This window comes from Serratia sp. 506_PEND (genome assembly GCF_001076875.1).
GTDB lineage: Bacteria > Pseudomonadota > Gammaproteobacteria > Enterobacterales > Enterobacteriaceae > Serratia > Serratia marcescens.
This window is the reverse complement of sequence record NZ_JVEL01000200.1, coordinates 1-11,351: the sequence shown is the minus strand read 5'-3', so window position 1 is coordinate 11,351 and position 11,351 is coordinate 1. Positions and strand designations below refer to the sequence as shown.

Below are 11,351 nucleotides of genomic sequence, written 5' to 3'. Positions count from 1 at the left end.
CCCAGTGACTTAGCAGACCTAAGCGCCTGGGGATGCGGGCGCTTGCCGCCTAGCGGTGGTTTGAAATTCATTGGGGATATTTTGTTTTTTTCCTCTGAGGAATTTCCGATGCACAGACCTTTCCGTTATACGCTACTGGCTTCATCGTTATGGTTTTCTTGCGGCGCGCTGGCGCAGCCGGCGGGTGATTTGCCGCTGATGCCCTGGCCGCAGCAGGTGGAAGTGACGCAACCGGCGGGCAAGCTGGTTTTGGATCACCATTTGTCCCTGACGCTGCAGGGTGACGACTTGGGCGACGCGCTGCCGCGCTGGCGGCAACGCATCGAACTGCAGACCGGCTGGACGCTGGCGCCGAGGGAGGAAGCGAACGGCGCGGCGATCAAGGTGGTGATCAAGGAGCGGGTGGCGGCGCAGCCGCTGCCGGGCAGCGATGAGAGCTATCGGCTGGCGGTCACGCCGCAGGGCGCCACGCTGACCGCCAACACTCGCTTCGGCGCGCTGCGCGGCATGGAGACCCTGCTGCAGCTGCTGCAGACCGACGGGCAAAACACCTTCCTGCCGCTGGTGGATATCCGCGACGTGCCGCGCTTCCCGTGGCGCGGCGTGCTGCTGGACTCGGCGCGCCATTTCCTGCCGCTGCCGGACATTCTGCGCCAGCTCGACGGCATGGCGGCGGCCAAGCTCAACGTGTTCCACTGGCACCTGACCGACGATCAGGGCTGGCGCTTTGCCTCCGAGCATTATCCCAAGTTGCAACAGCAGGCCAGCGACGGCCAGTTCTACACCCGCGAGCAGATGCGGCAGGTGGTGGCTTACGCCACGGCGCGCGGCATTCGCGTGGTGCCGGAGATCGACATGCCGGGGCACGCCTCCAGCATCGCGGTGGCCTATCCCGACCTGATGAGCGCGCCGGGGCCGTATCGCATGGAGCGCGAGTGGGGCGTGCATAAGCCGACGCTCGATCCGACCCGAGACGAGGTTTATCAGTTTGTCGAGACGATCGTCGGCGAGCTGGCGGCGATCTTCCCCGATCCTTATCTGCACATCGGCGGCGACGAAGTGGACGCCAGCCAGTGGCGGGCGTCGCCGTCGATTCAGGCGTTTATGCAGCAGAACGGGCTGGCGGATACCCATGCGCTGCAGGCCTACTTCAACCAGAAGCTGGAAAAGATCCTCGAGAAGCACCAGCGGCAGATGGTCGGCTGGGACGAGATCTACCATCCGTCGCTGCCGCGTTCGATCGTCATTCAGTCCTGGCAAGGGCAAGACTCGCTGGGCGCCAGCGCGCAGGACGGCTATCAGGGCATCCTCTCCACCGGTTTCTACCTCGATCAGCCGCAAAGCACCGCCTATCACCACCGCAATGAAATTCTGCCGCAGCCGCTGGGGGTCGAGACGGCGGTGCAACCCGGCGAGCAGGCGCAAAGCTGGCGTTTCAGCATGCCGCGTCTGAAGGGTAGCGCGGTGGAGGGCAGCTTCACGCTGATCGAGGGCAAGCAGGGCTGGCGCGGCTTTATCGATTTCAACGGCAAGTCGCGCCGCGCGGTGCACGACATCGTCTGGCGCACGCCGCAGCAGGTGACGTTCCGTGTCGATACCTGGATGGGCGACACACGGCCGGTGTTTACGCTGCAACAGGACAAGCTCAGCGGCTATACGTTGGTCGGCAACGTGCGTTACCCCACCCAGGGCGAGAAACTGGCGGCGGCGCCGGCGGGCAAGATGCCGGTGGTGCCGGATGAGAAGGGGCAGGCCAACATTCTCGGCGGGGAAGCGGCGCTGTGGGCGGAAAACGTGCGTGCGCCGCTGATCGATCTCAAGCTGTGGCCGCGTGCCTTCGCGGTGGCGGAGCGGCTGTGGTCGGCGCAGGACGTCACCGATGAGAACAACATGTACCGGCGGCTGGCGGCGATCGACGCCTGGTCGGTGGTGTCGGTCGGCCTGCAGCAGCATGCGGAAACGGCGCGCGAATTCACCCGGCTGAGCAACAGCGTGCAGATCGCGCCGCTGCAGATCCTGGCCGAGGCGGTGGAACCGGCGCAGTATTACACCCGCCAGCATCTGAAGTTCCAGGCCGGCAACTATCACCAGTTCGAACCGCTGAACCGCTTCGCCGATGCGCTGCCGCCGGAGAGCGAGGCGGTGCGCGCCATGCATGCCCAGGTCGCGGCCTTGCTGAAGGATAAGCGCGATAAGGCGGCGGCGCAGGCGCTGCGCGAACGGCTGCAGCGCTGGCAGGCGAACGGCGCGGCATTGCAAACGGCGATCGCGGGCAACCGCACGCTGCGCGATCTGGCGCCGGTGGCGCAGGACGTGGATGCCCTGGCCGCATTAGGGTTAACGCTGCTGGATCGCCATCAGCAGGGCAAACCGCTGAGCCGGGCCGAGGCCGAACAAGCGCAGCGCCGGCTGGATGCGGCGGCGCAGACGCGCGACGAAGTGGTGATTGCCGCGGTGTACCCGCTGGAGGCGCTGCTGCGGGGGCTTAAAACGGAGTGAGGGTGACGGGGCTCGGCCAGTTGAGCCCCGGTTTTGTTACGCCTGTAGCGACAGCGGCGCATACCCGATGGCGTGCTGCAGGTAATTCAGCAGCAGCTGGCGGGTGAAGCGCGGCTCATCGATACCGCTGCCCTGCAGGAAGCGTTGCAGGTTGCTGCAGTCCCACCGATAGGTGTCTTGATAGAGCTCCACCGTCGATAGCTCGTCCACCATAGGATCCTTGAACAGGCTGAGCAGCGGGTACAGCGGCGCGTCGCTGTCGTTTTCCCATTGTGCCCGCCACTGTGCGAAGGGCACGGGACGAAAACGATAACCGAACTCGCGCTCCAGCAGGCTGAAAAACTCACGCAGCGTCAGATTATTGTCACCTTGATGGATCAGGTTGAATTTCTGCCCCAGCGCCTGCGGATTGCGAGAGACGTGGGCGATGGCCCGGGTCATGTAATCCACCGTGGTCAACCCTTCGCGCATATCCCGTAAATCCGGCACCGTGCCGCTGCTGATGCAGGTTTTCACCAGCCGTCCCCACCATTGATAATCGGCGTTGACGCCGGTACGGCTGTGGCAGGTGGCGTAGCCCAGGCGGAAGGTCATCAGCGGCAGGCCTTCCGCCGCCGCCAAATCGGCGATTTTCTCCATCACCCATTTGCTGCGCACGTAGCCAATATCGCGGCTGACCGCCGGCAGGTTTTGGTCGATATCGTCGCTTTCCCGCATCACCCGCTTGCCGGTGTGCAGATGCCCCCAGCTGTATACGGAGATGGTCGACAGCAGCATCAGCGGCTTGGTGCGGCTATGCGCCGCGAAGCGAATGATTTCCCGCAGGCCCTGCACGTTGTCGCGCTTCATGTAGGCGTAAGGCTGGATAAAATTCACCGCGCTGGCCGAATGGTAAATCAGATCGATATCTCGGCTTAACGCCCTGTAGGCCGCCGGCGTCAGCGAAAAGTCGTGTTTCGCTACGTTGCCAGGCACGATATGAATGCGCGCATGCTGGCTGGCGTTCAGCGCGATCCGGTAGCGCTGCAGCACCGCCTCCAGCCGCTGTCTCGGCGGCAGTTTGGCGCCGTCGCGCACCAGACAGTACAGCTCGGCGTCGGTGGTGCGCAGCAGATCGGCCAACAGATGCGCGCCGACGAAGCCGGTGGCGCCGGTCAGCAAAATGGCGCGCGGCGCGCTGATTTGCCGCGGATCGAACGTCGGATCGATGACGAGATCCGACGGCAAATACACATCATCCTGCAAGGCACGCGCTTCGCCTTGCCGCTGTGTCGGTTGCCGGTCTCTGCGTTGTGCCAGTGCCTGCGCCAGGGCGCCCAGAGTGGGATATTCATAGATGTCGTGCACCGACGTCTCGACGGCAAATGCCTCGGCCAGCGCTGCCATCAGTTTGGCCGCCAACAGCGAATGGCCGCCCAGCGAGAAAAAATCATCGTCGGTTGCGGGCTGTTCCACTTTCAGCAACGAACGCCAGAGATCGGCGACGATGCGCTGATCGGCGGTCAGCGGCTGCGCAACGCCGGCGCTGACCGGTTGGTAATACGCCAACAGAGCCGCTTTGTCGATTTTGCCGTTGTTGTTCAGCGGCATGTGTTGCAGTAAACGATAATCGGCGGGCAGAAATGCGGTGGGCAGCGTTTCTTTCAGTTTCTGTCGGACGCGTGCGATCACGTTTTCGCCGTCACACTCCGCGATCAGAAACGCCACGATTTTCTTGCCCAGCGGATCATCTGCCATCGCCACGGCGGCCACCGCTTTACGGACGCCCGCAACCTGCAGCATGGCGTTTTCGATTTCGCCCAGTTCAATGCGATTGCCGCGGATTTTGACCTGATCGTCGATACGGCCCAGATATTGAATGCGGCCATCCGCCAGCCAACGAGCCCGATCGCCGCTGCGGTACAGGCGCAGTCCGGCGAAGTGAGGCGGGGTGATGAAGCGCTCGGCGGTCAACGCCGGATTGTTCAGGTAGCCGCGGGCCAGACAGCGGCCGCTGATATACAGCTCGCCGGGGCGATCGCCGATCACGGGCTGCAGTCGGTCATCGAGGATGAAGATTTCGGTATCGCCGATGGGCCGCCCAATGCTGGCGGGCGGGTTTTGCGTGGCGCAAGCCACCCGGTTGCAGGTGGCGAATATGGTGGCTTCCGTCGGGCCGTAGTAATCGATCAATGCATAATCGATGCCGCGCAGATCGACCGGATGAAGTTTCTCCCCTGAGCTGAACAGATACCGCAGCGCCAGATTGGCCGGTTGCGGCGCGCCGACCACTTCGGCGACCAGTACGGCGGGCAGGCTGGCGTGGGTAATGCCCTGTTCGGCAAAGTAGGCCAGCAGGACTTCCGGCTGCAGGCGAGCGTCTTCCGGGGGCAGATACAATGTGCCGCCGCTGGTCAGAGGCGACCAGATCTCCCATTGCGCGACGTCGAAACTCAAGCCGGCGATCAGCGTAGAACGACTTTCGGCATCCATGACGAATTGCTTGTTATGCCAGAGAATTAAATGCAGCAGCGACTGATGTTCTATCAGCACACCTTTCGGTTTGCCGGTGGTGCCTGAAGTGAAAATGAGATAAACGATGGCATCGGGAGACGGAGAAATTAACGTTATATTCTCCTGCGAAGAAGTTGATATATTATCAATATAAATAATATCCTCGCTGAAGTTATTTTCCGAAAGCGCTATCGTCGCGTTGCTGGCGAGTATTAAAGGGGAACCGCTTTGCGTAACGATATCCTGTATTCTTTTTTCCGGGTAACGGGCGTCGATGGGAATATAGCCTGCGCCGGCTTTGACGATCGCCAACAAACCGATCAGCATTTCCGGCGTGCGCAGCGTAACGAGCGGCACATAGCTGCCGGGCGCCACGCCCCGCCGTAGCAACAGCGCGCACAGTGCGCTGCTGGCTTCATCCAATTGACGGTAGGTCAGGCGCTTATTATCGCCGACGACGGCAAGTTTTTCCGGATAACGGGAAACTTGTTGGATAAAATAATCCAATACGCTAGGTGCCATGGTTATCTCCTGTCATTATTCACGAAGTGAACGAAATGAAACAGCAATGACCCGGCCGGGTGAAAAACAATTATAGGCGTATTTTTATTAGGGAATTGTAAATGTGAACGATATTACGCTATCGCTATAAATTAATTGGGTTAAAAAATTATTATCAATAAAAACGGCCAGCCGAAGCTGACCGTGATTCGCGTGTGTGTCGATTAACGACGCACGGCGATGGCTTCGATTTCGATCTTCACGTCTTTCGGCAGACGCGCCACTTCTACGCAAGAGCGGGCCGGGAACGGCGCGCTGTGCTCGGTGAAGAAGGCTTCGTACGCGGCGTTGACGGTGGCGAAGTCGTTCAGGTCTTTCACGAATACGGTGGTTTTCACGATGTCGGCAACGATCAGGCCGGCGGCTTCGACGATCGCCTTGACGTTTTCCAGCGACTGGCGCGCCTGTGCGGCGACGTCGTCGGCGACGGCGCCGGTTTTCGGATCGACCGGGATCTGGCCGGAAGTGATGATCATGCTGCCCAGATCAACGCCCTGCACGTAAGGACCAATGGCTGCCGGGGCGAGTTCAGTGCTGATGTTACGTGACATGTTTTCTCCTGATAAACGAGGATTGTTCTATCCAGAAATCCCATTATAGGGCGTCACCGGGAGAATGACAGCGCCATCTCCCGGCGCCCATGCCGGGCTTAGTCGGCCTGCAACACCACCTGATGCTCGAACTCTTTTTCGCAGTAGCGGCATTTCAGGTGCACTTCGCCGCCGCGAGATTTGACGCTGAAGCTCGACGCCACCGGCTCGCTGCGGCTGATGCAGTTGCCGTTCGGGCAGGTCAGCACGCCGTCGATGTGGTCCGGCAGGCTGAGGGTCAGCTTGCGCACTACTTCATAGTTGTCGATGCGGTTTACCGTGGCCTTCGGCGCGTACATCGCCAGTTGGTTGGCCTGCTGCTCGGTCAGGAAGGTGTTCTCGATCTTGATCAGATCCTTGCGGCCCAGCTCGTTGGAGGGCAGGTTCAGGCCGATGGTGATGCGCTGGTCGGTGGCGGTCAGCTTGAACAGCGTCAGCAGTTTGAAACCGATCTGCGCCGGAATGTGGTCGATCACCGTGCCGCATTTGATCGCTTCCACCTGCAGTTTGTTGTCATGAGTCATGGCGGTTCCCCCTTAAAGAGCCAAATCTGCGTTGAGCACCAGCGCCAGCAGCGCCTGACGGGCGAAGATGCCGTTGCCCGCCTGCTGGAAGTAGTAAGCGTGCGGCGTTTTATCCACGTCGGTGGCGATCTCGTCGATGCGCGGCAGCGGGTGCAGCACCTTGAGGTTGGCGCGCGCGCCGGCCAGATCCGCGGCGCGCAGCACGAACTGCGCCTTCACGTTGGCGTACTCGGACGGATCGAGGCGCTCTTTCTGCACCCGGGTCATGTAGAGAATATCCAGCTCCGGCACCACTTCTTCAATGCTGCCGTGCAGGCTGTACTCGATGCCTTTCTCTTCCAGCATTTTCAGGATGTAGGCCGGCATCGCCAGCGCGTCCGGGGCGATGAAGTAGAAGCGGTTGCCTTCGAACTTGGCCAGCGCCTGGGTGAGCGAGTGCACGGTGCGGCCGTACTTCAGGTCGCCGACCATGGCGATGCTGAGGTTGCTCAGGCGCCCCTGGGTTTCCTGGATGGTGAACAGATCCAGCAGGGTTTGGGTCGGGTGCTGGTTGGCGCCGTCGCCGGCGTTGAGCACCGGCACGTTGCCGGAGAACTCCGAGGCCATGCGCGCCGCGCCTTCCTGCGGATGGCGCATCACGATGGCGTCCACGTAGGTGCTGATCACCGAGATGGTGTCGGCCAGGGTTTCGCCTTTCTTGCCGAGCGAGGTGTTGCTGCCGTCGGCGAAACCGACCACCGAGGCGCCGAGGCGGTGCATCGAGGTTTCGAACGACAGGCGGGTACGGGTCGAGGCTTCGAAGAAGCAGCTGGCGATCACCTTGTGTTTCAACAGCTCCGGCTGCGGGTTGGCTTTCAGACCGGCGGCGGTGCGCAGCACCAGCTCCAGATCCTCGCGGCTGAGATCGTTAATAGAGATGATGTGTTTGTGATACAGCGGGTTGGCCATTTTTCACTCCTCCTCGACGCGTGCCCGTGGCGCGGGACTTTTTAAGGCAAAAAAAAGCCCCTCAATGAGGGGCTTGAAAAGATCGGTTTAGCAACAGGAGAAACAACGGCAGCTGGCCGCCGATAGGCAGTCGGTTTTGTCGATTGCGGCTAACAAAACAAACGTCGTTTTTCATGCTTTCTCCTGGCAAATTGTGGCGCATTATACTCGCGCTTTTCGCCACTGCAAGCGTTAAAACGCCGTTTTTTTCCGCCCCGCAATCGATTGGCCGGCGATGGCCGCTCGCCGGCTATTTGCTGACGCGATCGTAGTAGACCATGTCGGCGTTCAACCCTTGTTGATAGCCTTTGACGTTGTCGCGCAGCACCACTTCGGTTTTAGCCTGATCGATAAACACGTACGGCGAACTGCGCTGCAGCTCCTGCTGCATGGCGGTGTACAGCGCGCGGCGCTTGGCCGGATCGGCTTCGGCCAGCGCCGCCAGCGTCTGCTTATTCAACTGCGGGATCTGCCAGCCGTTCAGCCCGGCCACCGTGCTGCTCTTGCCGTCGTTGTAGGCGAAGGCGCTGGCGTTGGAGTGGGCGTCGAAGTAATCCGGGATCCACAGCCGGATCGCCGCCTGATGCTGCCTGGCGCGCACGCGCGAGTAAACCTGGCTGCCCGCGGCCGGCAGCAGCTCGATTTTCACGCCGGCGGCGGCGAAGCTGCCCTGCAGCGCCTGCGCGATGGTGATGAACGGCGGTTTGTTCTCCACGTCCAGCGTAAAGGCGGCGTGGGTGATGCCCGCCTTGGCCAGAATGGCTTTCGCCTTGGCCGGATCGTAGCTGAACGGGTTGGTCTCCAACGCGCCCGGCAGCCCGACCGGCAGGAAGCTCTGGTGCACGAAGTATTGGCCCTTCAGCAGATCCTTCGTGATGCCCTGATAATCCACCAGGTAGCGCGCCGCTTCCCAGAAGGCCGGGTTGTTCAGCAGCGGATTGGCGCCGTTGCCGGTGTTGAACACCAGATAGTTTTGCTCGGCGGACGGGATCTCCAGCACCTTGACGCCCGGCTGGTTCTTCAGCGTGTCGGTCTGGTCGGCGCCCAGTTCGCGGGCGATATCGGCGTCGCCCTGCTGGAGCAGCAGGCGGCGGGTGGCCGGATCCGGCACGTTTTTAATGATGATGTTTTTCAGCTGCGGCCTGTCGCCCGGCGTGGTGGGATTGGCGTCCAGCACGATCGCCTGGTGCGGCTGATAGACGCGCATCTTGAACGGACCGCTGCCGGCGGAGTGCATCTTCAGCCAGGCGTTTCCGAAGTCGCCGTCTTTGACGTTGGCCAGCGCCGCTTTGCTGTCGACGATCGAGGCGATCGGCGTCGAGAGGATATTCAGCGCCACCGCTGGGCTGACGTCCGCCGTCCAGCGCAGCTGCACGGTATGTTCGTCGATCTTCTTGAGCTGCGCGTCGATGTTGTCCGGCTGCCAGCCGAGCACGTTGAGGATGAACGCCGGCGACTTGTTCATTTTCACCGCGCGGCTGTAAGAGAAGATCACGTCGTCGGCGGTCAGCGGGTTGCCGGAGGCGAACGCCGCCTGCGGCCGCAGCTTCACCGTCAGCGTTTTGGCCGCCGCATCGCCCCGCCAGCTTTCCGCCAGCACCGGCGCCACCTTGGCCGGATCGTCGCGATCCGCCTGTACCAGCCGCTGATACAGGCTGGGCACCGTCTGGATGCTGGAGAGTTCGTTGGCTTCCGCCGGATCGAGGCTGACGATGTCATCCAGCGATTGCACCACCACCAGCGTATTCGGCGGCGTGGCGGCCAACGCGGCGGCGGGCAGGGCGGCGAGCAGGAACAGCGGCAAGAGTTTGGCTTTCATCGGTGTGTATCCCCTGAAGGCGCCGCAGGGCGGCGCTGAGAACGGTTTGTTATCGTTGGTTTTTACGGCGCGGGCGCCGTCGGCCTGTCACGGTAGAACCTTTGCCGGCGGCGGGCAAAGGTCAATGCGCTATTTGATATTCCTGGAATATATTAGCCGCCCTGGCCGGGGGCGCCAGGGCGGAGGAGGAGGACTGTCAGAGGGTTTCGCTCAGCGTGGCGACCAGCACCGCCTTGATGGTATGCAGCCGGTTTTCCGCCTGATCGAACACCACGCTGTGCGCCGACTCGAACACCTCGTCGGTCACTTCCATGCCGCCGTGCAGATCGTACTGTTGCGCCATCTGCTTGCCGAGCGTGGTTTGGTCGTCGTGGAACGCCGGCAGGCAGTGCAGGAACTTCACGTTCGGGTTGCCGGTCAGTTTCAGCATCGCCATGTTGACCTGATACGGCCGCAGCAGCGCGATACGCTCTTGCCAGGTCTCTTTCGGTTCGCCCATCGACACCCACACGTCGGTGTAGAGGAAGTCGGCGTCTTGTACCCCTTCGGCGATGTCTTCGGTCAGGGTGAGTTTCGCGCCGGTTTGCTGCGCCAGCGCCTGGCATTCGGCCACCAGCTCCGGCTGCGGCCAGCAGGCCTTCGGCGCCACCAGCCGCAGATCCATGCCCGCCAGCGCGGCGGCTTCCAGCAGCGTGTTGCCCATGTTGTTGCGCGCGTCGCCGACGTACGCCAGCTTCACTTCACTCAGCGCCTTGCCCGGCAGGTGTTCCTGCACGGTGAGCAGATCCGCCAGCAATTGGGTAGGGTGGAACTCGTCGGTCAGGCCGTTCCACACCGGCACGCCGGCATGTTCCGCCAGGGTTTCCACCAGCGCCTGGCCGTAGCCGCGATACTGAATGCCGTCGTACAGGCGGCCCAGCACCCGGGCGGTGTCTTTCATCGACTCTTTATGGCCGATCTGGCTGCCGCTTGGGCCGAGATAGGTCACCTGCGCGCCCTGATCGAATGCGGCAACTTCGAAAGAGCATCGCGTGCGGGTCGAGTCTTTTTCGAAGATGAGCGCAATGTTTTTGCCCTGCAGCCGGCGCGGTTCCCGCCCCTGCTTTTTGGCCTGTTTCAGATCGGCCGCCAGCTTCAGCAGCGCCTGCAGTTCGGCGGGGGTGAAATCCATTAACCTCAGAAAGTGACGTTGGTAGAACGCATTGCCGGTGCTCATAGTCCGATTCCCTGATTGTTTAATTGAATTAAAATTCACTTTATATGTATGAATATTCAATTTCAACCCCGACGAGGAAATCTTTCACGTTTATCGTGGAAGCAATGTCGGCGGTGTGTGAAAATAGAAGGAATGAAGGCCATTTGACTTGAGGATATAGGCATGGCAAACCGCGAATTGCTGGAAGAACAACGTGAAGAGACCCGCCTGATCATCGAAGAACTGCTGGAAGACGGCAGCGATCCGGACGCGCTCTACACCATCGAGCACCATCTGTCCGCCGAGAAATTTGAGGTTCTGGAGCAGGCTGCCGTTGAAGCCTTCAAGCTGGGCTACGAAGTGACCGACGCCGAAGAGCTGGAAGTGGAAGACGGTTCGCTGGTGATGTGCTGCGACGTGATCAGCGAAGTCGGCCTGAACGCCGAGCTGATCGACGCCCAGGTCGAGCAGCTGGTGGCGCTGGCGGAACGCTGCGGCGTCAACTACGACGGCTGGGGCACCTACTTCGAAGATCCGAACGGTGAAGACGGTGAGGATGACGAAGACGGCGACTACATCGACGAAGACGACGACGGCAAACGCCACTAATTAACCCCGCTTATTCACATGGGTCGGCTCTCGCCGGCCCCTGATATCCCCGTCGTCTTTCAAGCTGCAGCGTT

Annotated in this window: 8 protein-coding genes; 2 read left to right on the top strand and 6 right to left on the bottom strand. The window is 61.4% G+C overall.

Going from position 1 to position 11,351, the window contains the following annotated elements:
- Positions 1 to 108: 108 nt before the first annotated feature.
- Positions 109 to 2,499, top strand: a complete 2,391-nt coding sequence (locus tag ADK28_RS04885; protein ID WP_048795042.1) for a beta-N-acetylhexosaminidase — start codon at positions 109 to 111, stop codon at positions 2,497 to 2,499.
- Between the two features lie 36 nt (positions 2,500 to 2,535).
- On the opposite strand, the gene ADK28_RS04880 is transcribed toward ADK28_RS04885, so the two are convergent.
- The 6 genes from ADK28_RS04880 to argF all read right to left on the bottom strand — a co-directional run bounded on the left by ADK28_RS04880 (position 2,536) and on the right by argF (position 10,689).
- Positions 2,536 to 5,514 carry a non-ribosomal peptide synthetase gene (locus tag ADK28_RS04880; protein ID WP_048795041.1) on the bottom strand — a complete coding sequence of 993 codons (2,979 nt, stop codon included), beginning with the start codon at positions 5,512 to 5,514 and terminating at the stop codon, positions 2,536 to 2,538.
- Between the two features lie 203 nt (positions 5,515 to 5,717).
- Complete coding sequence (gene ridA, locus ADK28_RS04875) at positions 5,718 to 6,104, bottom strand: 2-iminobutanoate/2-iminopropanoate deaminase (RefSeq protein ID WP_004933379.1); 387 nt, start codon at positions 6,102 to 6,104, stop codon at positions 5,718 to 5,720.
- Positions 6,105 to 6,202: 98 nt separating this feature from the next.
- Complete coding sequence (gene pyrI / locus ADK28_RS04870) at positions 6,203 to 6,667, bottom strand: aspartate carbamoyltransferase regulatory subunit (RefSeq protein ID WP_004933377.1); 465 nt, start codon at positions 6,665 to 6,667, stop codon at positions 6,203 to 6,205.
- Positions 6,668 to 6,679: 12 nt separating this feature from the next.
- On the bottom strand, positions 6,680 to 7,615 hold the full coding sequence (pyrB, locus tag ADK28_RS04865) for an aspartate carbamoyltransferase (RefSeq protein WP_004933375.1): 936 nt from the start codon (positions 7,613 to 7,615) through the stop codon (positions 6,680 to 6,682).
- 289 nt (positions 7,616 to 7,904) lie between these two features.
- Positions 7,905 to 9,473 (bottom strand): ABC transporter substrate-binding protein, encoded by a 1,569-nt coding sequence (locus ADK28_RS04860; RefSeq protein WP_048795040.1) that lies wholly within the window; start codon positions 9,471 to 9,473, stop codon positions 7,905 to 7,907.
- Between the two features lie 196 nt (positions 9,474 to 9,669).
- The gene (gene argF, locus ADK28_RS04855) at positions 9,670 to 10,689 is read right to left on the bottom strand and encodes an ornithine carbamoyltransferase (protein ID WP_048795039.1); all 1,020 of its coding nucleotides are present in this window, start codon (positions 10,687 to 10,689) and stop codon (positions 9,670 to 9,672) included.
- A 162-nt stretch (positions 10,690 to 10,851) separates the two neighbouring features.
- Between argF and rraB the strand changes: the two genes are divergently transcribed.
- The gene (gene rraB, locus ADK28_RS04850) at positions 10,852 to 11,277 is read left to right on the top strand and encodes a ribonuclease E inhibitor RraB (RefSeq protein WP_004933365.1); all 426 of its coding nucleotides are present in this window, start codon (positions 10,852 to 10,854) and stop codon (positions 11,275 to 11,277) included.
- The last annotated feature ends 74 nt before the right edge of the window (positions 11,278 to 11,351 follow it).